20 protein-coding genes are annotated in these 22,613 nt (G+C 66.8%); 17 read left to right on the top strand and 3 right to left on the bottom strand.

Going from position 1 to position 22,613, the window contains the following annotated elements:
* Positions 1 to 39 precede the first annotated feature (39 nt).
* Entirely contained in the window at positions 40 to 1,554 is a 1,515-nt protein-coding gene (locus G3T36_RS06305) for an ABC transporter substrate-binding protein (RefSeq protein ID WP_163288689.1), read from the bottom strand.
* A 124-nt stretch (positions 1,555 to 1,678) separates the two neighbouring features.
* On the opposite strand from G3T36_RS06305, the gene G3T36_RS06300 reads away from it, so the two are divergent.
* The gene (locus tag G3T36_RS06300) at positions 1,679 to 2,287 is read left to right on the top strand and encodes a TetR/AcrR family transcriptional regulator (protein WP_163288688.1); all 609 of its coding nucleotides are present in this window, start codon (positions 1,679 to 1,681) and stop codon (positions 2,285 to 2,287) included.
* On the opposite strand, the gene G3T36_RS06295 is transcribed toward G3T36_RS06300, so the two are convergent.
* Entirely contained in the window at positions 2,271 to 3,242 is a 972-nt protein-coding gene (locus G3T36_RS06295) for a nucleoside hydrolase (RefSeq protein WP_163288687.1), read from the bottom strand. The two genes, G3T36_RS06300 and G3T36_RS06295, sit on opposite strands and share 17 nt — an antisense overlap.
* A gap of 84 nt (positions 3,243 to 3,326) precedes the next feature.
* On the opposite strand from G3T36_RS06295, the gene G3T36_RS06290 reads away from it, so the two are divergent.
* Genes G3T36_RS06290 through G3T36_RS06275 form a run of 4 tightly spaced genes read left to right on the top strand, consistent with a single transcriptional unit; the run spans position 3,327 to position 7,696 of the window.
* On the top strand, positions 3,327 to 4,205 hold the full coding sequence (locus tag G3T36_RS06290; protein WP_163288686.1) for a transketolase: 879 nt from the start codon (positions 3,327 to 3,329) through the stop codon (positions 4,203 to 4,205).
* A complete protein-coding gene (locus G3T36_RS06285) occupies positions 4,202 to 5,179 on the top strand; it encodes a transketolase family protein (RefSeq protein ID WP_163288685.1) in 978 nt (325 codons plus the stop codon). The genes G3T36_RS06290 and G3T36_RS06285 overlap by 4 nt, the downstream gene beginning before the upstream one ends.
* On the top strand, positions 5,172 to 6,698 hold the full coding sequence (locus tag G3T36_RS06280) for an FGGY-family carbohydrate kinase (protein WP_163288684.1): 1,527 nt from the start codon (positions 5,172 to 5,174) through the stop codon (positions 6,696 to 6,698). The genes G3T36_RS06285 and G3T36_RS06280 overlap by 8 nt, the downstream gene beginning before the upstream one ends.
* 11 nt (positions 6,699 to 6,709) lie before the next feature.
* Positions 6,710 to 7,696: a sugar phosphate isomerase/epimerase family protein gene (locus G3T36_RS06275; protein ID WP_163288683.1), complete on the top strand. Its 987-nt coding sequence runs from the start codon at positions 6,710 to 6,712 to the stop codon at positions 7,694 to 7,696.
* Positions 7,697 to 7,849: 153 nt separating this feature from the next.
* On the opposite strand, the gene G3T36_RS06270 is transcribed toward G3T36_RS06275, so the two are convergent.
* On the bottom strand, positions 7,850 to 8,845 hold the full coding sequence (locus G3T36_RS06270) for a sugar-binding transcriptional regulator (RefSeq protein WP_205245017.1): 996 nt from the start codon (positions 8,843 to 8,845) through the stop codon (positions 7,850 to 7,852).
* A 124-nt stretch (positions 8,846 to 8,969) separates the two neighbouring features.
* Between G3T36_RS06270 and G3T36_RS06265 the strand changes: the two genes are divergently transcribed.
* From G3T36_RS06265 to G3T36_RS20140, 12 genes are all read left to right on the top strand, one after another.
* Positions 8,970 to 9,725, top strand: coding sequence for an alpha/beta fold hydrolase (locus G3T36_RS06265; protein WP_163288682.1), 756 nt, complete (start codon positions 8,970 to 8,972; stop codon positions 9,723 to 9,725).
* 80 nt (positions 9,726 to 9,805) lie between these two features.
* Positions 9,806 to 10,345 (top strand): DUF6328 family protein, encoded by a 540-nt coding sequence (locus tag G3T36_RS06260; RefSeq protein ID WP_163288681.1) that lies wholly within the window; start codon positions 9,806 to 9,808, stop codon positions 10,343 to 10,345.
* Between the two features lie 173 nt (positions 10,346 to 10,518).
* Positions 10,519 to 11,616, top strand: a complete 1,098-nt coding sequence (locus G3T36_RS06255) for a calcium:cation antiporter (RefSeq protein WP_163288680.1) — start codon at positions 10,519 to 10,521, stop codon at positions 11,614 to 11,616.
* Positions 11,617 to 11,932: 316 nt separating this feature from the next.
* Complete coding sequence (locus G3T36_RS06250) at positions 11,933 to 13,333, top strand: tyrosine-protein kinase domain-containing protein (RefSeq protein WP_420811035.1); 1,401 nt, start codon at positions 11,933 to 11,935, stop codon at positions 13,331 to 13,333.
* Complete coding sequence (locus tag G3T36_RS06245) at positions 13,330 to 13,923, top strand: arsenate reductase/protein-tyrosine-phosphatase family protein (RefSeq protein WP_163288678.1); 594 nt, start codon at positions 13,330 to 13,332, stop codon at positions 13,921 to 13,923. The genes G3T36_RS06250 and G3T36_RS06245 overlap by 4 nt, the downstream gene beginning before the upstream one ends.
* Before the next feature lie 5 nt (positions 13,924 to 13,928).
* Positions 13,929 to 14,915, top strand: a complete 987-nt coding sequence (locus G3T36_RS06240) for a hypothetical protein (protein WP_163288677.1) — start codon at positions 13,929 to 13,931, stop codon at positions 14,913 to 14,915.
* Positions 14,915 to 16,765, top strand: a complete 1,851-nt coding sequence (locus tag G3T36_RS06235; protein ID WP_163288676.1) for a polysaccharide biosynthesis protein — start codon at positions 14,915 to 14,917, stop codon at positions 16,763 to 16,765. Before G3T36_RS06240 ends, G3T36_RS06235 begins: the two co-directional genes overlap by 1 nt.
* A complete protein-coding gene (locus G3T36_RS06230; RefSeq protein ID WP_338031481.1) occupies positions 16,762 to 17,898 on the top strand; it encodes a DegT/DnrJ/EryC1/StrS family aminotransferase in 1,137 nt (378 codons plus the stop codon). The genes G3T36_RS06235 and G3T36_RS06230 overlap by 4 nt, the downstream gene beginning before the upstream one ends.
* Positions 17,899 to 17,940: 42 nt before the next feature.
* Positions 17,941 to 19,782, top strand: coding sequence for a sugar transferase (locus G3T36_RS19990; protein WP_163288675.1), 1,842 nt, complete (start codon positions 17,941 to 17,943; stop codon positions 19,780 to 19,782).
* Positions 19,779 to 20,549 carry a GNAT family N-acetyltransferase gene (locus G3T36_RS06220; protein ID WP_163288674.1) on the top strand — a complete coding sequence of 257 codons (771 nt, stop codon included), beginning with the start codon at positions 19,779 to 19,781 and terminating at the stop codon, positions 20,547 to 20,549. The genes G3T36_RS19990 and G3T36_RS06220 overlap by 4 nt, the downstream gene beginning before the upstream one ends.
* Positions 20,546 to 21,511 carry a DegT/DnrJ/EryC1/StrS family aminotransferase gene (locus tag G3T36_RS06215; RefSeq protein ID WP_193570873.1) on the top strand — a complete coding sequence of 322 codons (966 nt, stop codon included), beginning with the start codon at positions 20,546 to 20,548 and terminating at the stop codon, positions 21,509 to 21,511. The genes G3T36_RS06220 and G3T36_RS06215 overlap by 4 nt, the downstream gene beginning before the upstream one ends.
* A complete protein-coding gene (locus G3T36_RS20140) occupies positions 21,508 to 22,572 on the top strand; it encodes a GNAT family N-acetyltransferase (RefSeq protein ID WP_163288673.1) in 1,065 nt (354 codons plus the stop codon). Before G3T36_RS06215 ends, G3T36_RS20140 begins: the two co-directional genes overlap by 4 nt.
* Positions 22,573 to 22,613 lie beyond the last annotated feature (41 nt).

Here is a 22,613-nt window from a genome sequence, read left to right as displayed (position 1 = left end):
GGGTCGCGCCGACGGGTGGCGCGACCCGGTCAGGTCACCTCAGGAGGTGGGAACGATGTTCCAGAGGTAGGGATAGGCGTTACCGGTCTGCACGGTGACCTTCGTCTTCGCGTCGCTGACGAAGCTCGACTGCATGCGGTACCAGGGGGCGAACCACGCCTGCTCGACGACGTACTTGTTCAGTTCCTTGACCGCTGTGTCCGACTCGGACTTCGAGCCGTTGTGGACGGTGGCGATCAGTGCGTCGACCTTCGGGTCGTCGTAGTGGAACGGGTTGAACGTGGCGTTCTTCGAGATCTGGAAGTTGATCAGGGCCCAGTCGGGGTCCTGCTGCAGGATCATGTAGGTCGCCGGGTACTTCGGAGCGAGCATGTCGGTGATGAAGTTGTTGCCGGCGTCGGTGAAGTTCACCGTGATCCCGACATCCTTCAGCTGCTGGCCGATGAGCGTCCAGACCGTGGACCCGAGGAGGTTGCTCGACGGCATCGACAGCGTCAGACCCTTGGCGTAGCCGGCTGCCGCGAGGAGCGACTTCGCCTTCGACGGGTCGTACTTGTAGAACGAGTCGAGGCTCGGGTCATACGCGACCGAGCTCTTCGGGAAGACCTGGGTCGTCGGGGTTCCGAAACCCTGGCCGACCGCCTTCAGCAGCGCCTTGGTGTCGAAGGCGTAGTTGATGGCCTGGCGGACGCGGACATCCTTCAGCGCGGGGTTCATCGTTCCGGCGCGGTCCAGCAGGATCAGGCCGTTCCAGTTCAGTTCGAGCGGCCACACGGTGAAGCCGGTCGCCTTGATCTGGTCGAGGTCGTTGTTGTTCGGCGTGTTCGCCGCGTTGACCTGGCCGCCCTTGATCGCGTTGAGGAGCGCGGTCGGGTCGCTGTAGACGTTCATCACGATCTTGTCGTAATGGACACTCGACTTGTCCCAGTACTTCGGGTTCTTGTTGAACACGTAGGAAGTTCCGACGACGGTCTTGCCGGTGTCGAGCGTGTACGGTCCGGATCCGACCGGGTCGGTCTTGATCGTGGCGGCCGTGAACGCCTTCGGGCTCTCCTGGAGGCCGGCGTTCTGCGTCAGGTAGGTCAGCAGCGCGGGGTTGGACTGCTTGAGGGTCAGCTGCACGGTGGTCGGGTCGACCGCCTTGGCGCTGGCGAGGTCGGCGAGGTTCGACTTGTTGGGCGAGTTGCCGTCGCGGAAGCGGATGAGGTTCTGGGCGGCTGCGTCGGCGGTGAAGGCCGTGCCGTCCGTGAACTTCACGTTGTCGCGAAGGGTCAGGGTCAATACCGTGTTGTCGGCGTTGTACGCCCACTTGGTGGCAAGACCCGGCTTGACGTCGCCGTTCGGGTCCGCCTTGAGCAGGGTGTCGTAGACCGCCTGCATGTAGGGCGACTCATTCGCCCAGTTGGCGTCCTGCGCAGAAAACGTCGTCGCAGGTACGAGCACACCCAGCGTGAGGGTGGGCGATGAGCCGCTCGTGGAGTTGGTGGAAGAACATCCAGCAAGTCCCAGTGCGACGACGGCTGCTAGGGCCGCCAGCCTCTTCCATCGGAACATCTTTGTCTCTTTCGGTCGGGAGGTCCGCCGTCGGACCCTCTGTTGGGAATTGAAAGTAACACGAAAACCGAATAAGCACTAGGTTTTTGTTTCAATCGTTTCAATGGACTGCTAATCTGCCCTCATGAGCACCACAGGCAAGGTCCGCGGATCGTATGCGAAGACGCCCGCGCGACGCCGCGAGATCCTCGAAGCCGGCATCGACGTCTTTTCGACGTCCGGCTTCCGAAGCGGGTCCATCCGTGAGATCGCGGAACGCGTGGGAATGAGCCAGGCCGGCCTGCTCCACCACTTCTCCAACAAGAGCGAGTTGCTCGCCGCGGTCCTGCAACTGCGCGACGACCGCTCGGCCGAAGTCGTACCCGTCGACGACGAGCATGCGGGGATCGCGACCATCCGCGGATTCGTCTCCCTCCTCGAATACAACGCGACCGTCCCCGGTCTCGTCGAACTGCACTGCACCCTCTCGGCCGAGGCGACCGGGGCCGAGCATCCGGCCCACCAGTACTTCGTCGACCGGTACGCGTTCGTCGTCGGCCAGATGCGGCTCGCCTTCGAGCGGATGCGCGACGCCGGCCAGCTCACCGAGAACACCACCCCCGAGGGCGCGGCACGCGCGATGGTCGCCCTCTCCGACGGACTCCAGGTGCAGTGGCTCCTCGACCGGTCCAGCGTCGACATGGCCGAAGAGATGCGGCGCTACCTGCGCGGCATCCTCACCGTCGAGCTGTAGCCGCGAGCTTGGCGAAGAGGTCCTCGAACATGAGGCGGAGGTCCAGTCGCGTGTAGACGCGGATCGGCCGGCCGACACCTCCAGAGCCGGCGCCCGCACCGAAGTCGCCCGCACCGAAGTCGGCGGTGCCGTCGTCGCGGATGCGCGGGGCCGGCCGCACGGCGTACTCGCTCGACGACGGGTCCGGCTGGAACGAGGACTGCAGGGCGGTGAGCAGCACCAGCGGGCTGTCGCCGTAGACGTAGGTCTCACCGAGCGGGAGCCCGTGGCGCCCAGCCAGGTCGGCGACCCGGTCGATGCTGTCGCAGAGCAGACTGCCGATCGCGCCATGCGGGCGGATGCGCATCCCGGCCTCCGCGTTGGAGACCAGCGCCTGCCGGTAGGCGTTGCGCGGCACCTGCCAGATCGGGATGCGCGACTCGTTGAACACGACCTGCGCCGCGACCACGTCGATGTTCTGGTTGTATTCGACCGGGTCGGCGACCGGCGGCGGCACGGCGAGCGCCGGGTCTTCGAGTCCGCCGATCCAGACGAGCGTGAGCCGGTCGGCGATGCGCGGCTCGAGCAGCCATGCACTGGCGAGCTCGGTGAGGCCCGCTCCACAGCAGACGTACAGCGACCGGTCGTCGTCGCGCATGGCCTCGTCGACGATGGCGCGCGCGCCGGCGGACGCGATCGGGGTTGTCCTGTCGACGAGGCCCGTGTTCGAGCCGACGGCGATCGGGGGCGCATCCGCCACCATGCCGAGCGCAACGATCACGTCGCGGATGCGGTCGCACGCGTTGTCCGCGGTGCGATCCGAGGGGTCGAACGGGTCGCCGGGCCGCAGGTGCGACCCGATCACCGCCCTGATGTCGACCGACGGCGACAGCAGGTGGTGCGCGAGTTGCACCAGGCCGTCCGGGTCTCCTGAGTAGTCGTTGTCGATGATGACCCGGATGCGCTGGTCGGCCATGGTCTCTCCTGTCCTGTTGACAGTATCCTCTCGGTCATGCAAAGCTATTGCAACTCTCGTCACCACTGAATAGGTATGCACATCATGTTGACCACCGACTCCCGACAGGTCGAAGACTGGCGCGAACTGCGGGCGCGACTGACCGCATCCGCCCCCGCCGAGCGCTCGCGACTGCTCGCCGACACGGCCCGCCGCACCCGTCGCAGCGTCGTCCAGATGATCTCGAAAGCCGGGCAGGGCCACATCGGCGGCGACCTGTCGGTCACCGACATTCTCACGACACTCTTCGCGTACACGCTCCGCATCGACCCCGCCCAGCCCGACCTGGCGGGCCGCGACCGGTTCATCCTCAGCAAAGGCCACTGCGCCGCCGCGCTCTACTCGACGCTCGCCTTCACCGGGTACTTCTCCCCCGCCGCGCTCAGCACGTTCATGGCGCCGCTCTCCGAACTGAACGGCCACCCCAACCGCAACAAGATCCCCGGCGTCGAGACCAACACCGGCCCTCTCGGCCACGGGCTGCCCGTCGCCGTCGGGCAGGCGGTCGCCGCTAAGCTCACCCGGTCCGGCGCACGCGTCTTCGTGGTCATGGGCGACGGCGAGATGCAGGAAGGCAGCAACTGGGAGGCCCTGATGGCCGCATCCCATTTCGGTCTCGACAACCTCGTCGCGATCGTGGACCGCAACCGCCTGCAGCAGGGTGCACGCACCGAAGACACCAACGCGCTCGACCCGCTCGACGAACGCCTCGCCGCCTTCGGCTGCGAGGTACGCGAGATCGACGGCCACGACTACGACGCCCTCATCGATGCGTTCCGGCCGTCGACCACCGGGAAGCCGGTCGCGATCGTCGCCAACACCACCAAAGGCAAGGGCATCTCGTTCATCGAAGACCGCGTCGAATGGCACCACAAGGTGCCGTCGGCCGAGCAGGTCGAACTCGCCCTGGAGGAACTCGCATGACCATCGAAGCCCCGTCCACCTCGCTCGCCGACGCACCCGTATACGACAACCGTGCGGCGTTCGCCGACGAACTCATCCAGCTCGCGCGACGCGACGAGCGCATCGTCGCCGTCTGCAACGACTCGGTCGGTTCGAGCAACCTGACCGCGTTCCGCGACGAATTCCCCGACCGGCTCATCAACGTCGGCATCGCCGAGCAGGACATGGTCGGTGTCGGGGCGGGCCTCGCGAGTTCGGGGCTCATCCCGTTCGTCTGCGCGGCAGCGCCGTTCCTCACCGGGCGTTCGCTCGAGCAGGTCAAAGCCGACGTCGCGTACAGCCAGCATCCGGTCATCCTGTGCGGCATGAGCCCCGGCATGGCGTACGGGGAGCTCGGGCCGACCCACCATTCCGTCGAAGACCTCTCCTGGCTGCGCGCGCTGCCCGGGCTCGACATCGTCGTGCCGGCCGACCGCAGGCAGACGCGGGATGCGGTGCGCCAGGCGGTCGAGCATCCGCGCCCCACGTTCATCCGGGTCGGCCGCCACAAGGTGCCCGACGTCACGGTGGAAGGCGACCGCCTGGTCCGGGGCCGGTTCACCACGGCCCGCGCGGGCTCCGACCTCACGATCATCGCCACCGGCACCCTCGTCTCGCGCGCGCTCATCGCCGCCGAGCTCCTGCAGGCCGCCGGTCTCGACGCGCGCGTGCTGAACGCGTCGTACATCGCTCCGCTCGACGTCGAGGCGATCGCGGATGCTGCGCGCACCACCGGCGCGATCGTCACGGCCGAAGAAGCCAACATCGCCGGCGGGCTTGGCGCCGCAGTCGCCTCTGTCGTCGGCCAGCTGGAGAGCGCGGCGCGGGTGCCGCTGCGTATCCTTGGGCTGACGGAGTTCGCTCCGACCGGCAGCACCGACTTCCTGCTCGGTCATTTCGGACTCACCGCCGACCACATCGCCGACGCTGCCAGGGAGGCACTCGCGCATGGATGAGCCTGCCGGATCGGCCGTCATCGTCGCGGTCGACCAGGGCACCAGTTCCACGAAAGCCCTCGCGGTCGACGCGTCGGGGAACGTCGTCGGGTGGGGGGCCGTCGCGGTCGCCCAGACGCATCCGCGGCCCGGCTGGGTCGAACAGGATGCGCGTGAGATCGCCGACAGCGCGTTCGAGGCCGTCCGGCTCGCGGTCGCAGGCATCGAGGACCGCGTCGCCGGGCTCGCGCTCAGCACACAGCGCGAGTCGGCCGTCTGCTGGGACCGCACCACCGGCGAACCGCTCGGGCCCGTGCTCGGCTGGCAGGACCGCCGCACGGTGGCCGCCGCACAGGCGATCACCGCGCGAGACGACGGTGCGGCCGAACGCGTCCGGCAGCTCAGCGGCCTGCCGGTCGACCCGATGTTCTCGGCCCTGAAGTTCGCGTGGCTGCTCGACCAGGTCGACCCGGGGCGCGAACGCTCCAACCGCGGCGAGATCGCCCTCGGCACTGTCGACGCCTGGCTCGTCCACCGGCTCACCGGCGAGTTCCGCATCGAATCGGGCAACGCGAGCCGCACCGCACTCCTCGACCTGGCGACCCTCGACTGGAGCGACGAGCTCCTCGCTCTCTTCCGCATCCCGCGCGCCGCCCTTCCACCGGTCGTCGCGTCGAACTCGGTGACCGAGCCCGTGACCGGCCTGCCGATGCTGCCACGGGGGACGCGCATCCACGCGATTCTCGGCGACTCGCACGCCGCCCTCTTCGGCCACGGCGCCCGGACCGCCGGTTCGGTCAAGGTCACCCTCGGCACGGGTTCGTCGATCATGGGGCTGCTCGAGTCGCGAGCATCCAGCCCCGGCGGCCTGGTGACGACCGTCGCGTGGAGCGACCCGGAGCCCAGCTACGCGTTCGAGGGCAACATCCTCTCGACCGGGGCGACACTCGTCTGGCTGGCCGAGGTCCTCGAGACGACACCCGCCGAACTCGCTGCCCTCGCGGCCGAAACCGACAGGGATGCGGACCCCGGCCGCGGCGTCGACCTCGTGCCCGCCTTCTCGGGGCTCGGGGCTCCCTGGTGGGACGACGACGCCCGTGCGATCATCAGCGGCTTCGACCTGAGCACGACCCGGGCCGAACTCGCCCGGGCGGCCGTGGAGTCCATCCCGCTCCAGATCGACGACGTGCTGTGCGCAGCCGAGAAGGCGACCGGGCGGCGGTTCGACACCATCCTCATCGACGGCGGACCGGCCGCCAACGACTGGCTCGCCCAACTGCTCGCCGACCTGAGCCAGCGACGGGTGCGACGGCCGGATGTAGCGGGACTGTCCGCGCTCGGTGCGGCCCACCTCGCCGGCATCGGCGCCGGCATCTGGACCGCGGATGAGGTGCTCGCGCTCGACCGCAACGGCACCATCTTCGACCCGATCATGAGCCCGGAGCGGGCGCGAGCCCGCCGTGACCGGTGGCACGCCGCCATCGACCTGGCCTGCAGCTCGGACACACGCAGTGCCGCTGCACCGCATCCCTATATATAAGGAGAACACCAATGCCCAGCACTCAGCGTTACGGCGCCGGAATCTGGCACTTCGCCACCTACGTCGACCGTTACGCCACCGACGGCTACGGCGACCCGCGCAGCGTCATCGACGCGATCGACCTGGCCGGGCAGGTTCGCGACCTGTCCGTCGTCGACCTCAACTACCCGTTCTTCGGTGGATCATTCACGAACGAGCAGGTCAAGGAGGCGCTCGACCGCAACAACCTCGGCGTCATCGGGATCACGCCCGAGATCTACACGCGCGAGTTCGCGAAAGGCGCGTTCACGAACCCCGACCCGGGCGTGCGGCGCCACGCCCACGAACTCATCAGCGAAGCCGCCGACGTCGTGCGGTACTTCGGCGCCGACTATGTGAAACTGTGGCCGGGTCAGGACGGCTGGGACTACCCGTTCCAGGTCGACCACGGCGCGCTCTGGAAGAACTCCCTCGACGGCGTCGGCCTGCTCGCCTCGGAGAACCCCGACCTGAAGTTCGTCATCGAGTACAAGCCGCGCGAGCCGCGCGTGCACATGTCGTTCGACTCGGTGTCGCGCACCCTCCTCGGGATCGAACGCATCGGACTGCCCAACGTCGGCATCCTCCTCGACTTCGGTCACGCGCTGTTCGGCGGCGAGTCGCCAGCCGACTCCGCGCAGCTGGCCATCGATTACGGTCGCCTCTTCGGCATGGACGTCAACGACAACCTGCGGCAATGGGATGACGACATGGTCGCCGGCACCGTGCATCCGATCGAGCTGTTCGAGTTCTTCTACACGCTGCGCAAGAACAACTGGGAAGGCGTCTGGCAGCTCGACCAGTTCCCGTTCCGGGAAGACAGCGTGGAGGCGGCGAACCACGCGATCGACTTCCTGAAAGCTGCCGACCGAGGGCTCGACAAGCTCGACTTCGCGGCCGTGCAGGCGGCGCAGGATCGGCACGATGCTCTCGGGGCGCTCGCGCTGGCGCAGCAGGCGCTGTTCTCGAGCTACGAGTAGGCGCGGGGCGAATTCCTGACGCGCGCGGTTCATAAAACAGGAGATTGCAGGGTGGGGAGCGCCTAAAGAGGTCGGATGCGGCCGATCTGGGCCACATCCGTCACTCCCGTCACACGAACTCCTGTTTTATGAACACAGGTGAGAGGATGCGCGTCAGTCGACGAGGCGGTGGGCGGTGCCGACATCGGTGATGAGCACGTCGATCCAGCCGCCGAGGGCTGCCGCACGGATCGCATCCACTTTGCGCGCGCCGCCGGCGATGCCGATGGTGCGCGGGATCGCGCGCAGCTGCGCACCGGAGATGCCGATGACCCGCTCTTCGAGCTCACTGTCGACGAGCGCACCCCCTGCGTCGAAGAAGTGCAGGCAGACGTCGCCGACGGCGCCGAGTTCGCGCAGCGAATCCTGGTCTTTGTCTGAGATCGCATTGCCCGACGACTGGAGCAGGGGCGAGGGCCGGAGGCTTCCGATGCCGACGAGTGCGACGGTCAGGGCGTCCCATGCCGATGCGACTTCGCTCACATAGGGATCTTCGAGCAGGGCATCCCGGACCGATTTGCGCGCGACGATACCGGGCGCCGGAAAGTAGCGGGCCTGCGCGCCGGTGACACGTGCGAGCCGGTCGGTGAGGTGGGTCGCCTTGACCTGCACGCTGGGGTCGCCGACGCCGCCGAGGAGTTGCACCGCGCTCCGGGCGAGGCGCGTGCGCTGCGGCGTCATCGCATCCACCACCGCGAGCAGTGTGGACGACCAGGACGAGACGCCGATGTCGTCCTTCTCGGAGAGTGTCGTCTCGAGGTAGGCGGCGCCCGCGCTCCCGAGGGTCGCGAGCAGGGCGTTGTCGTCGAGGTCGCCGCCGTCGCTGCCGCCGTCGTCTCCGCCGACCACGACATCGGCTAGGCCGTAGCGGTCGCGGATGGCGTCCTCGAGCTGCGAGTGCACCCCCGGCGGCGTGACCACGATCGTGCGGACGACGCCGAGGTTGACCGCCTCTTTGAGGAGTCGCGAAACCCGGGACTGCGAAATGTGGAGCCGCTGCGCGATCTCAGGCTGGCGGATGTGCTGCTCGTGGTACATGCGCGCGACTTTGGTCAGCAGGGACATGCGGTCGGCGGGCAGTCTGCTCCACTCCGCGTTCCCGATCGACATGACGCGAGTCTATTGCATAGCTATTCACTCGGGACCGGGCGGGCGGATACGCGGATGCGCTAGCCAGTGTCACCGGTCGGGAGGAGCATGGACCTGTCCATCGCATCCACCGAAAGGAACAGCCATGGCCGAAACCGTGACGTCAGCCGACGGCTCGACGATCGCCTACGAGGTCCAGGGCAGCGGGCCGACCCTTCTCGTGATCGGCGGGGCGTTCAGCACCCGCCAGTCCGCTGCAGCGGTCCTGCCGAACCTCACCCCGCATTTCACCGTCGTCGCGTTCGACAGGCGCGGGCGCGGGGACAGCACGGATGCGAGCAACCCGCCGCCATACGAACGGGAACGCGAGATCGAGGATGTGCGGGTGCTGCTCGACGCGGTCGGCGACGACGCGTTCGTGTACGGCCACTCGTCAGGGGCGGCCCTCGCCTTCGAGGCGGCCGCGGCCGGCGCATCCATCGCCCGTGTCGCCGGGTACGAGGCGCCGTACATCGCGCAGAGCGAGCCGACGGAACAGGTCGCCGCGGCTCTGGCGGCCGGCGACCGCGAGCGCGCGACCGAGCTCTTTTTGGTGACCACCGGGAACGACCCCGCGACCATGCGAGACACACCGTGGTGGCCGGGGCTGGTCGCGGTCGCGCACACACTCCCCTACGAGTTCGCGCTCGTGGATGCGGGTGTGCCGGTCGAGCGGTTCGCGACGATCCGCATCCCTTCGCTGGTCTTGGACGGCGGGGCGAGCCCCGCCTGGGTGGCGGAGGCGGCGAGCGCGCTGGCCGCGAGCATCCCGGGTGCGACGCGCCACACGCTGCCGGGCCAGACGCACGGGGTGTCGTACGAGGTGCTCACGCCGGTGCTGGAAGAGTTCTTCCTCGGCTGACGCCGGCGGGCCGCGCTAGCAGGGACCTCGACGCGACGCGGCGGCGGGACTACCGTTGGCGGCGCAGACGAACGGAGACGATGGCGATGGTTCCCGGCACACCCGAAGACGATCGCGATGCCGACCCGCGTGACGGCCGCGACGAGACGCGCAGCGAGCGGTCCGATCGCAACTGGTCGGACATCCTCCAGGAGTTGCGGGTCACACAGACCGGTACGCAGATCGTGAGCGGATTCCTTCTCACGCTCGCGTTCCAGCAGCGTTTCGCCGAACTGAACGGCTTCCAGACCGGGACCTACCTCGGGCTGGTGCTGATGGCGGCGGCGTGTACTGCGCTCGGCCTTGCGCCGGTCGCCTTGCACCGCACCCTGTTCGGCCGGCACGAGAAGCCCGAGGCGGTCGCCATCGCGGACGGCCTGCTGCGCTCCACGCTGGTCCTCGTCGCGCTGCTGACGACAGGCGTGGTGTTCTTCGTCTTCGAGGTGACGGTCGGCCTGGCGCTGGCGATCGCCGCCGGGCTGCTCGTGCTGATGCTCATGATCGTGCTGCTGCTGGCGATGCCGCGCATCGTGCGCTCGCGGTCGCGGTCGGAGACGGCGGCTTCGCACCGGTTGACGTAGCCGCCGAGCTCGCACCGATGGGGGCGGCCACGGTGCATTTCTCCGTGGAAGCCCTGATGTGGCGCAACTTCCGCGGCCGTAACGTTGGGTTCACGGTTTCGGCCGGGGGGCAGTGGGTCGGGATGGCATAGTCCATCCCGACCCACGTTGCGTTCGGCTGCCATGATGGATGGATGAAAGCTGCCGCGGCCTGGGCCGTCCGCTACTGGGCCGTGGTGGTACCTGTCATCGGGGTCGTGCTGCTGGTCGCGGAATGGAATGTGACCCTCGGCCCCGTTCTTGTGACACTCACCGCTATCGTGCTCGCCGGCACGGTGCTCGCGGCCGTGCAGCACGCCGAGGTCGTCGCCCACAAGGTGGGCGAGCCGTTCGGGTCGCTGGTGCTCGCCGTCGCAGTCACGGTCATCGAAGTCGCGCTCATCGTCACCCTCATGACCAGCGGCAAAGACACACCGACCCTGGCCCGCGACACCGTCTTCTCTGCGGTGATGATCACGATGAACGGAATCGTGGGGCTTTCCATCTTGCTCGGCGCATCCCGTCGCACCACCACTCGTTTCAACGCGGAAGGCACCGGCGCCGCGCTCGCAACCGTGACCGCGCTCGCCACCCTGACACTGGTGCTGCCGACATTCACCGCGACTCCCGGCCCGCAGTTCTCGCCGGCCCAGCTCGTGTTCGCGGCCATCGCATCCGTCGCCCTGTATGCGATGTTCGTGTTCACCCAGACGGTGGCGCACCGCGACTTCTTCATGCCGGTGAGGACCAACGGAAATCCGGTCGCCGACGAAGACGCGCACGCCGAAGCGCCCAGCACCCGCCAGACCTACACGAGTCTCGGATTGCTGGTGGTCGCCCTGGTCGCCGTGGTCGGCCTCGCGAAGCTCGAGTCGCATCCGATCGAGGTGGGTGTCGCGGCGATCGGGTTCCCGAAGACGTTCGTCGGGGTCGTGATCGCGCTGCTCGTGCTGCTGCCCGAAGGGATCGCGGCGGCAAAGGCCGCGTCACGAAACCGGATGCAGACCAGCCTGAACCTGGCGCTCGGCTCGGCCATGGCGAGCATCGGCCTCACCATCCCAGCCATCGCGCTCGCCTCGATCTGGCTGACCGGCCCGCTGCTGCTGGGCCTCGGCGCCAGCCAGATCGTGCTGTTCGTCCTGACCGTGATCGTGAGCGTGCTGACCGTCGTCCCCGGTCGGGCGGCCCGCCTCCAGGGCGGCGTGCACCTCGTGCTGTTCGCGGCATTCATATTCCTGTCGATCGTGCCGTGAGGCACGGTAGCCCGGAAGCCGGCCACGACACCAAAAGCGCCGCGCGTACACCCCCAGTTCGGGTGCCTAGCGCGCCTGGCGATCGCTGAAGATCAGGGTCTTTCCCGCTCCCACAGGGTGGAACGCTCGGACTACACATACGGGTATGCGATCATTAACGCGCGTTTCGCTCCTGGCACGTACGTCGAAGCTAGGATGCCGAAAGATGCTCGCGCGCCCTCAGACCCGGGTGCGAGGCAGCAACGCGGGTGGCTGTCTGTCACCGATCTTCTATTGAATTGCTTGTCGGGAGGCAACGTTGGAGCTGCGTGACTACGTGAGGATCCTTCATAAGAATTGGATCTTCATCGCGGTAGCCACCCTTCTGGGCGTCGCCATCGCGGCCGGCTACTCGTTGACGCTCACCCCGAAGTACCAGGCATCGACCGAACTGTACGTCTCCGTTCGTGCAGGTAATTCCGGTGCGGCAACTGACCTCGTCCAGGGCACGAGCTTCGCCCGACAGGCCGTCACCAGCTACGTCAGCGTGGTGAACAGCGCGAGCGTCCTCGATCGGGTCATCGACGACCTGCACCTCAAGACGACCGCCACGGCACTCGCTCCCAAGGTGACCGCCGACTCGCCCCTGAACACGGTGCTGATCGACATCACGGTCACTGACAGCAACCCGCAGCTGGCAGCGAACATCGCAAACTCGATCGGCCAGAACACCTCCTATGTCGTGACGAACGAGCTCGAGAAGCCCACAGGCGGAACAAGCCTCATCAACATCCAGACGATTCAGCCTGCTGTCGCCCCGTCGAAGCCGACCAGCCCGAACGTCCCCCTCAACATCATCCTCGGGCTTCTGATCGGCCTGGCCGTCGGTGTCGGCGTGAGCCTGCTTCGCAGCATCCTCGACACACGCATCCACAACTCGCACGACATCGAAGACGTGACCGACAGACCGATCCTCGGTGCGATCAGCTACGACCCGGGCGCGAAGAAGCGTCCGCTGATCGTGCACGCCGACCCGCGCAACCCACGCGCTGAGTCGTTCCGCAGCCTCCGCACGAACCTTCAATTCGTCAACTTCGGCAACGGACCGCGCAGCTATGTCATCACCAGCTCGATCCCGGGTGAGGGCAAGAGCACCACGGCGGCGAACCTCGCGATCAGCCTGGCCGAGACAGGCGCGCGAGTCGCACTGATCGACGGCGACCTGCGCCTGCCGAAGGTCGCCGACTACATGGGCGTCGAGGGCGCCGTCGGCCTCACCGACGTGCTCATCGGGCGGACGCCACTCGCCGATGTGATGCACAAATGGGGCCGCGGCGAGCTGTACATCCTGCCGGCCGGCCGCATTCCGCCGAACCCGAGCGAACTGCTGGGCTCGAACGCCATGTCACAGCTGCTCAACACACTGACCGCCGAGTTCGACTATGTGCTCGTCGACGCACCTCCGCTCCTGCTCGTCACCGATGCCGCCGTCGTCAGCAAGCTCACCGGCGGCGCGATCATCGCTGCAGCGTCCGGCGTCACGAAGAAGAACGAGCTCGCCGCGGCGGTGCGCGCACTCGAGCACATCGGCAGCCGGCTCGTCGGAGTCATCGTCACCATGCTGCCGACCAAGGGCCCGGACTCCAACGGCTACGGCGTCTACGGCTACGGCGTGCAGAACGAGTTCGAAGACGAATCGGTCATCGAGAAGCGAATCCGCCGGGCGGCACAGGTGTGAACGAGTTTCGCATCCTGACCGTGTGCACGGGGAACATCTGTCGTTCCCCGCTCGCCGAGCAGTTGTTGCGGGCGGGCCTCGACGGTCTCGCCGTCACGTTGAGCAGCGCAGGCACTGCCGCGCTCATCGGGCGTCCCATGGATGAGCGGGCAGCTGAGTACTCGCGGCAGTACGGCGGGATTCCGGATGCGCATGTCGCACGCCAGCTGACCGTCGAGCACCTGCGCGACGCCGATCTCGTGCTCGCGCTGAGCCGGGAACACCGGCGCGTTGTTGTTGAAACCCTGCCCCGCGCATCCCGTTCCGCGTTCACCCTCCGCGAGTTCGCGCGCCTGCTCGAGACCGTGAACACGGACGACCGCGACACCATCGCAGCGCAGCCCGACGCGCGGGCACGACTCAGCACGCTCGTGGAGATCGCTTCTGCGAACCGCGGCGTGGCCGAGCGCCCGGACAATCCTGAAGAGGACGACGTCGTCGACCCGTACCGTCAGGATGACAACGTGTACGCCGAGTCGACCCGGCAACTCGTGCCCGCCGTCCAGTCCATCGCCCTGACGCTCACGCGCGCAGCAGCGGGATTCGAGTAGGACCGATGGCAGCCGCAGCAAAGAAGAGGGACCCGGCTACGCAGCCCGGGTGGAACCGCCACCACGTCGCCATCGCCGGCGTGATCGTGCTCGCCCTCCTCGACGTGATCCTCGTGGTGTGGGCGCTGGTCGCCGCGCGCACGCCACCTGACGCCACCGTACCGGTCGCGACGAGTTCGACGACGGTAGCGCAGACGCCTTCCGCGACGCCGAAGCCGACAGCGAGCGCGACCCCGAAACCGACCAGCACGCCGGCCGCCGACGCCGTTGCGCCCACCCGGGTGCTCGCCGCACTCGACGGTTCGACCGCGTGGCGCGCATCCACCGGGCCATGCCCTGCCACCCCCGCGTCCCCCGAGATCACGACGGACGGCGGCGCCAACTGGAAGCCCACCGACGCGGCAGGGCCGACCGGTGCATCCTCGATCCTCGCCATCTCCGTTCAGTCCGCGAAGCAGGCCAGCGCTATCACGCTCGCGTCGCAAGGCTGCGCGCCCCAGTACATCCGCACCTATGTCGCCGGCGACAACTGGGCGGCCTACCCCGACCAGCTGGCCGGTTCGTGGTATGTGGATGCGACAAAGCGCAGCGTCGTTCACACGCCGACCGGTGACGTACAGGCCCCGTGCGCGGCCGTCATCGGTGTGGCCGTGCGCGACCCCGCCAATGCGGCAGTGCTGTGCGCGAACCACGACGTCCACGTCACCGGCAACGCCGGCGCGGCCTGGGGTCAGGCGGTTCCGGTCACTGGAGCGGTCGCGATCTCCACGGCCGGCAACGGATACGTCCTGGCGGTCACGGGTCGGCAGGGATGCGCCGGCACCGCGACGACGAGCTTCGACGGCGGCACCGCTCAGGCCGCCGGCGGTTGTGCCACAAGCACCAAACCGCCCGCGGGAGGGGTTTCGGTCGCAAACGGCGGCGGTACGTTGTGGATGTGGTCGGGTGACACAGTGGTCAAGTCGACGGATGGTGGCGTGACATGGCGGTGATGGGCAGACTTTTCAGCGACCGGGTGCGGGCAGAGACTCGCTCGCGCGGTGAGACGCTCTTACGGCGCTTCGGTGCGCAGTTCGTCATTGACGCCGCCGCCTGGATCGTCGCGATCTATTGCGCGGCTGTCCTCCGTTACGACTTCGACCTCGAGTTCATGGCGTATGTGACGCTGGCATTCGTCGCAGCCGGAGCGGTCGCCTGCCAGCTGCTGATCGGCCTCGCCTTCTCGCTCTACCGTGGCCGCCACACGTACGGCAGCTTCGAGGAGCTCCGTTCGCTCCTGTTCGTGGCGTGCCTCGTCGCCCTCGCGCTGGGCCTCCCCATCGCCATCATCGGTAACGAACTCTGGCTCCCGCGCAGTGTCATGTTCATCGCCCTGCCTCTCGCGCTGGTGCTGATGAGCGGCGCTCGTTATGTGAAGCGCCTCTATGTCGAGCACCGCATGAAGCCGGGCGACAGCGCCCAGCCGACCCTGATCTTCGGGGCGGGCTACATGGGGCGATCACTCGTGCAGTGGATGCTCACTGATCGGGATTCGCCCTATCTCCCCATCGCCCTCCTCGACGACAACCCCGTCAATGCGAAGCGGCTGATCCGCGGCGTTCCCGTCCTCGGCGGGCTACGCGACCTCCCGGACGTGGCCGACCGGACGGGCGCGAGGGTCGTCATCGTTGCGATCGCACGTGTGGATGCCGCCCTGTTGCGCACGATCACGGACATAGCCGAGCCCGCTGGGGTTCAGGTGAAGGTGCTGCCTACACTCAACGATGTGGTCGACGGGCGGTCGAAGTTGTCGGATGTGCGCGACATCGCCATCGAGGACCTGATCGGGCGGCAGCCCGTCGAAACGGATGTCGCAGCCATCGCGAGCTACCTCACTGGTCGTCGCGTACTCGTCACCGGCGCCGGCGGTTCGATCGGATCGGAGCTGTGCCGCCAGATCTCGAAGTATGCTCCTGGCGAGCTCATCATGCTCGACCGCGACGAGACCGGCCTGCAGAACGCCCAGATCGCGATCTCGGGTCACGGCCTGCTGGACACGAGCGACGTCGTACTTGCGGACATCCGCGACGCGGATGCACTGCGGCAGATCTTCCACCGCCGTCGCCCCGAGGTCGTGTTCCATGCCGCGGCCCTCAAGCACCTGCCGATGCTCGAGCAATACCCGGATGAGGCCTGGAAGACGAACGTGATCGGCACGTTGAACGTGCTGGATGCGGCGAGCGATGTGAACGTTTCCACGTTCGTGAACATCTCCACGGACAAGGCGGCGAACCCCACGAGCGTGCTCGGGCATTCGAAGCGGATCGCGGAGAAGCTCACGGCCGGCACCGCGTTGAACGCGCAGGGTCGCTACCTCTCGGTACGGTTCGGCAATGTGATCGGCAGCCGCGGCTCGATGCTTCCCACCTTCCAGTCGCTGATCGACGCGGGCGGACCGCTCACGGTCACGCATCCTGATGTCACCCGCTACTTCATGACGATCCCCGAAGCGTGCCAGCTCGTCGTGCAGGCGGGCGGGATCGGCGAACCCGGTGAAGTGCTCATCCTCGACATGGGCGAGCCGGTACGGATCCTCGACATCGCCGAGCGCATGATCGCTTTCAGCGGCAAGGACATCGAGATCCGTTTCACGGGGCTCCGCCAGGGGGAGAAGCTGCACGAGGACCTGATCGGCAGCGCCGAGTCGGACGCGCGACCGAAGCATCCGAAGATCTCGCACACCCGGATCGCCCCATTGTCCGTCGGCCAGCTCGACCACGACCTGTGGCTCAGGCGCGTGCGCGAGGGCGCAACCGACACGATGGGCCTCGCCTTGGGGTCGCCACAGGAGCAGCGCCAGTGAACGATCGCATCCTCATGTCGTCGCCTGATGTCGGCGAGCTCGAGGAGACCTACCTCGTCAACGCCTTCCGGTCGGGTTGGATCGCACCGCTCGGTCCTGATGTCGACGCCTTCGAACGCGAAGTGGCCGACCGCGTCGGCGTCACCCACGCTGCCGCCCTCTCGTCCGGCACCGCAGCCCTGCACCTCGGCCTCCTCTGCCTCGGGGTCAAGCCCGGTGACGTGGTCGTCACCTCGACCCTGACGTTCGCGGCGACAGCCAACGCGATCACCTACACCGGCGCTCGCCCCCACTTCGTCGACTCGGAGCTCGAGACGGGCAACATGGATCCCGACCTGCTCGAGCGAGCGCTCGGCGAGCTGCGGATGGCCGGAGAGGATGTCGCCGCCGTCGTACCGGTCGACCTGCTCGGAAAGGCCGCCGACTACACGCGCATCGAGCCGATCGCTGACGCCTACGGGGTGCCTGTGTTCGCGGATGCCGCGGAGGCGCTCGGTGCATCCCATGCCGGCAAGCAGGCGGGTGCGTTCGGTGCAGCGTCAGCGATCTCGTTCAACGGCAACAAGATCATGACGACCTCCGGCGGAGGGATGCTGCTCACCGACGACGCGGACCTCGCCCGCCGGGTGCGCTACCTGGCCACCCAGGCGCGGCAGCCTGCCGTGCACTACGAGCACACGGAGATCGGCTACAACTACCGGCTTTCGAACCTGTTGGCCGCGGTCGGCCGCGCCCAGCTCACGCGCCTCGACGGCATGATGGCGAGGCGCCGCGCGACACGGGACCGGTACCGCGCGTTGTTCGCAACAGTGGACGGCGTCGAGATCTTCGGCGGCGCCGACGACCGCGACGACAACTGCTGGCTGACCTCGGTCGTCGTGGACGCAGAGGTGACCGGCTGGTCGGCCGCGGATCTCAGCGCGGCCCTCGCGGCCGACGACATCGAGAGCCGTCCGCTCTGGAAGCCCATGCACCTGCAGCCCGTGTTCGCGGGGGCCCAGTCCACCCTCAACGGCAATGCGCAGAGGCTGTTCGAGACCGGCGTCACCCTGCCGAGCGGGTCGGCCCTGTCGGATGCGGACGTCGCGTTCGTGATCGCGGCCCTTGAGCGATTCGCGTGCGCCCATGAGTGAGCGAGTTCGGTACTCAGTGGGGCGAACCCGTTGAGAATTCTGATGATCACGCAGTGGTTCGACCCCGAACCGACCTTCAAAGGGCTCCTCTTCGCGCAAGAGCTCATTCGGCAAGGTCACGACGTCGAAGTCGTCACCGGCTACCCGAACTATCCGGGTGGAAAGCTCTACGACGGTTATACGATGACCGGTTTCCGTCGGGAAGTCGTCGGTGGGGTGCGGGTGCTTCGGGTACCGCTCTACCCGAGCCACGATGGGTCAGCGGTGAAGCGCATCGCCAACTACGTATCTTTTGCGGCTGCGGCCTCCGTCGGTGTCCTCGCCATGGGCCGGCCCGACGTCGCGTACGTGTACCATCCCCCGGCGACCGTCTGTCTGCCCGCCGTTGTGCTGAAAGCCTTGAAAGGCGTTCCCTACGTCTACGACGTGCAAGATCTGTGGCCCGACACCCTGGCTGCGACCGGAATGCTGACGCATCCCCGTGCGCTCGCCATCGTCGGACGTTTCATGAAGGGGGTGTATTCGGGCGCAGCTCGAATCGCCGTCCTGTCAGACGGCTTCCGCGAAGCGCTCTCCACTCGCGGGGTACCGAGGTCGAAGGTGGAGGTCATCCACAACTGGGCGGACGAGGCACAGATCGATGTCTCTGTCACATCCGACAAACCAGCAGAAGATCTCGGATTCGGTGACGACTTCATCGTGACCTTCGCCGGCAACCTCGGCAAAGCGCAGGGACTTGAGTCTGTTCTCGACGCAGCAGGGTTGCTGCGCGAAAAGACGGGCCTCCGTTTCGTCTTCGTGGGTGGCGGCCTGGAAGCGGAGAACCTCCAACGGGAAGCGCGGCGAAGAGGGCTCGCGAACGTGACCTTCCTTCCGCGCCGGCCCATCTCCGAGATGGGCAATATCCTGACCCGATCGGATGCGCTGCTTGTTCACTTGAGGGACGAACCGCTGTTCGAGATCACGATTCCTTCGAAGACACAGGCATACCTGATGGCCGGCCGGCCGATCCTGATGGCCGTCAGAGGGGATGCAGCACGCCTCGTGGAATGCGCCGGAGCCGGAAAGGTGTTCGAGCCCGAAAGCCCCGCGCAACTGGCCGACGCTGTCACGGAGCTCATGTCGCTCACCCCCGAAGCGCGAGCAGAGCTGGGGCGAGCCGGCGCCCGCTTCTACCAGGAGAAGCTCTCGCTGAAAGTCGGCGCAGCACGATTCGGCGAAGTCCTGAGGACGGCCAGCTTGTCGAAGCCGTGGGTACTCGGGCCCAAGCGACTGGGCGACATCGTCGTTTCAGGAGCCGCGCTTGTGCTCTTCTCCGTGCCGATCGGGGTGATCGCCATCGCTGTCCGCCTCAAACTCGGTCGACCGGTGATTTTCCGGCAGTTGCGCCCTGGGCGCCATGGTGAACCGTTCGAGATGATCAAGTTCCGCACGATGACGGACAAGCGAGATGCATCCGGCACACTCCTGTCCGATGCAGAGCGGCTCACTTCTTTCGGGCGCCTTCTCCGTTCGACGAGCGCGGATGAGTTGCCCAGCCTGTGGAACGTACTTCGAGGGGACATGTCCCTCGTCGGTCCCCGCCCCCTTCTTCTCCGGTACACCGAGTACTTCACCGACGAGGAGTCGATCCGACTCCACGTTCGCCCGGGGATCACAGGTCTCGCCCAGATCAACGGGCGCAATACGGCCTCGTGGGATTCCCGGCTGGCTGACGACGTCACGTATGTCGAGAATCTTTCGCTGGCACTCGACCTCCGCATCCTGTGCCGGACGGTCGCGCGAGTGTTCAGACGGTCGGGTGTCGTCGAAGATCCCGAGTCGTTGATGGCGAATCTCGATGTCGAGCGCTCGACCGCCCGAACAAAGGCCTCGGTGGAATGATCCGTCTTCTTTCAACAGAGGATGTGCCGGCCGTCACCGACATGGTGAAGAACTCTTTCGCACCTGCCCTCTGGCCGTTCATGACCTACGCCCAACGGGGAATCGGTCGATTCCTCGAGGTCGCGCTGCGTTATCCGCTGTCTGTCGAGCCTCGTTTCCTCATCGTCGCGACGGACGAGAGCTCGGATGCGCCCATCGGTTTCGCTGATTTCACAATCAGAGGCGACGGGGTCGGCTTCCTGTCATACATCTGCGTCGACCCGGCGGCGCGTGGCAAGGGTGTCGCCACGATGATGTTCGACCGCTTCCTTGCGGAGCATCCGCACCTGACCACGGTCAAGCTCGACACCTTCCGTGACAACTCGGCGGCTCGTGCTCTCTACGCCCGTTGGGGATTCACGGTGGAATCCGCTTCCTGCTGGGTCACTCGCGCGCTTCCGCACGCCACCGACCCGCTGCCCATCAGTGCCCTCGCCGTATCACTCGCGGCGTATGAGGTTTATGGGTTCTGCGAGCTGAACGTGGTCTCGTCGGAGCGTCCCGTCCGCGTCGGGCTGATGGGTGACCGCGTCCTGCGGTGCTTCGACCGAGCGACATTCGAAGACGACGCGATCCTCGGGGGCGTCTCCGCGGTCTTCGGCCGACTGGACACGGCATTCGCAGTGGTGGCGGAATCCGAGGTCCACGAAATCCTCACCCCGCACGACGTTCTCCTGGTGTCCGACCGGATGTCGCTAGCCCTCGACGAAGGTCGACCAACACGATGAGGAACGAAACCGTGCGGCCGATCGTGACCAAGACCGCCCGCGACCAGGACACCGGCCGGAGGCCATCGCTCTTCTACGGGTCGGCCCGCGAAGGAATGCGCGACTTTCTCGCCCACACCCTTGCCTCACCGGACGACGGAGTGCTGTTGCCGGCTTTCATCGGCCTTTCGCCGCGCGAGGGCAGCGGAGTGCTCGACCCCGTTCTGAGCGTGGGCGCCCAGGCCGGCTTCTACAACCTGAACCCCGACCTGACGGTCGACGTCGATGACCTTGAGCGCCGCCTCAGCACGGATTCCTACCGGGTGGTCGTGATCATTCACTATTACGGGCGCACCGAGCCCCGTCTCGCGGCCATTCGTACGCTCGCCGACGCCACCGGTGCGCTCGTCGTAGAGGACCTCGCCCACGGATTCTTCACGGCACTGTCGGGCGGTACGGCCGGACGCCACGGGCACCTCAACCTCTTCTCCCTTCACAAGATGTTCCCGTTCGACGACGGCGGAATGGTCCAGTATGCGACCACGGACCTCCTCCGGGGTCAGGCCCAGACCCGTCCCGAACTGGCGCAGCGCATCCTCGACTATGACTGGGCGACGATCGCCCGGGCTCGACGGGAGAACTTCCTGGTCCTGAGTGAGCGTCTCGCCGCCCTTCCCGAGTGCGGGCGCGATTTCGACTTCTTGTGGGAGCACCTCGGCGACGACGATGTCCCTCAGACCCTTCCCGTCCGGATCCTCAGCGATAGGCGTGACGCGATCTATGCAGGGATGAACGCGGACGGTTACGGCATGGTGAGTCTGTACCACACGCTGATCGAGCAGGTTCGCGGCCGTTTCGAAGTGCTCGAGGAGCTCTCCCGCCACATCATCAACTTCCCCGTTCATCAGGATGTACGTGTTGCGGATGTCGACGGGATGCTCGAATCCTTCCGGCGCCACCTGGCGATGGGCGATCAGTCGTGACCACGGCATCCCTTCGTGTACTGGATGCGACGAAACCGTCCGAACGTCCCGACTGGCTGCGACTCTGGGAGAGCTGGCCCCAACGGGAGGTTCACGCCCATCCGTCGTATGTGTCGCTCTTCGCGGAAGGCGTGGGGCGTCCATATTGCGCCGTGTGGGAGTCGCCGACCGGGTCTGTACTCTTCCCGTTCATCCTGCGTGACGTACGCCTGTCAGGGGTCGACGAGGACGACACGGCTCTCACGGACATCGTGACACCGTACGGCTACGGAGGCGCCTACGCATGGAACGTCACTGACGACCAGTCGCTTTCCGGGGACTTCTGGGGGGCGTTCACCGAGTGGTCCGAGCGGCAAGGCGTCGTTTCGGAATTCCTCCGCCTCAGTGTGCTTGACGAATCCCTGCTGTCCTACCCGGGAACCGTCGAGGTGAGACAAGACAACGTCGTGTGCGATCTCGGGCTCGAGCCGGACGCGCTGTGGATGAGTTTCGACCAGAAGGTGCGCAAGAACGTCAAGAAGGCGCAGCGCTCGGGGGTAGTCGTCGAGGTCGACACGACCGGGAGCCGGTTCGACGAGTTCATCGCGATCTACGAAGCCACGATGGATCGGCGCGGTGCGGATGGCGGGTACTACTTCCAGCGGGAGTTCTTCGAAGCGATCCACCGCGAAATGCCCGGTCAATTCGCCTACTTCCACGCGTTACTCGACGGCGCGGTCATCTCGACCGAGTTGGTGTTGCTGTCGCAGGAGAGCGGGTATTCGTTCCTCGGCGGAACGCTCGACCACGCCTTCGCCGTACGACCGAACGACCTGCTGAAGTACGAAGTCATGCGCTGGTTGGCAGAGAGCGGTCGGCGCTGGTTCGTTCTCGGTGGCGGCTACGAGGCCGGAGACGGGATCTTCAGGTACAAGCGGGCGTTCGCCCCGAACGGGATCCGCCCCTTCGCCGTCGGTATGCGGATCATCGATCCGGACTCCTACCGTAGGCTCGTTGAGCATCGCCAGGCCGAACAGGCGGAGCCTCTTCGCCAAGGTTTCTTCCCGGAATACCGGGCATGAGCGCTCGATGGCGCCCCACGAACTGAACCAGATGAATCACG

The sequence above is a fragment of the Leifsonia tongyongensis genome, from assembly GCF_010686705.1.
Taxonomy (GTDB): Bacteria; Actinomycetota; Actinomycetes; order Actinomycetales; family Microbacteriaceae; genus Diaminobutyricibacter; species Diaminobutyricibacter tongyongensis.
Note: the sequence above shows the minus strand (reverse complement) of the source record. Positions and strands in the feature narration are given on the sequence as shown.